General features: G+C 70.5%; 1 protein-coding gene and 1 pseudogene. Both read right to left on the bottom strand.

The window, feature by feature from the left end:
• Nucleotides 1-28: 28 nt before the first annotated feature.
• Nucleotides 29-289: a carboxymuconolactone decarboxylase family protein gene (locus BBH68_RS38810; protein ID WP_065967037.1), complete on the bottom strand. Its 261-nt coding sequence runs from the start codon at nucleotides 287-289 to the stop codon at nucleotides 29-31.
• 129 nt (nucleotides 290-418) lie between these two features.
• Nucleotides 419-589 (bottom strand): annotated as a pseudogene (locus BBH68_RS43925) (TetR/AcrR family transcriptional regulator); the annotation flags it as partial.

The raw sequence follows: 589 nt of genomic DNA, 5'->3' as shown, positions 1-589 counted from the left end.
GGGGCCGGGCCGGCGGGGCGGGTGCGGGTCAGACCGCGGAGCGCGGTGTGACCACGGGCCAGTCGTTGTCGACCTTGGCGAGGATGTTGAAGTAGTTCGTCAGGACGTTCAGGGCCAGGTGGCCGACGACCTCGCCGATCTCGGCGTCCGAGGCGCCCGCGTCGCGCGTGGCCTGCAGGGCGCCGTCGTCGACACGGCCGTGACCGCGGGCGATGGCGTCGGACAGAATCAGTAGTGGACCGATGGAAGAACGTCGCCGAGCTCGTTCAAGCTGTCCCCCGCTCTGCACCTCAACACTGGAGAAAGGGTCGGAAAGCCTCTACCGAGGACCAGCCTCACGTGCGCCCTGCTCACTTGCTCACTGGGTGGCACCTCGGAGGGAACGGAAGCTGGGCTGTGAGTGAAGGCGGCCGCGTGCTCAGTCAGCGGGGGCGATGCCTGTGTGAGCGGTCCGCAGCAGGGTGCGGGCGGCGTCCTTGGCGTGACGGGCGGGCTCTGGAGACCCGGAGATGGCCGCTGTGGTCATCGCGCCCTCGGCGAGGAGGACGAGCTGGTCGGTCAGCCACGCGGGCGCGTCCGCGGCGGCCAC

The organism is Streptomyces sparsogenes (genome assembly GCF_001704635.1).
Lineage (GTDB): Bacteria > Actinomycetota > Actinomycetes > Streptomycetales > Streptomycetaceae > Streptomyces > Streptomyces sparsogenes.
This window is presented reverse-complemented; position numbering and strand designations above follow the sequence as displayed.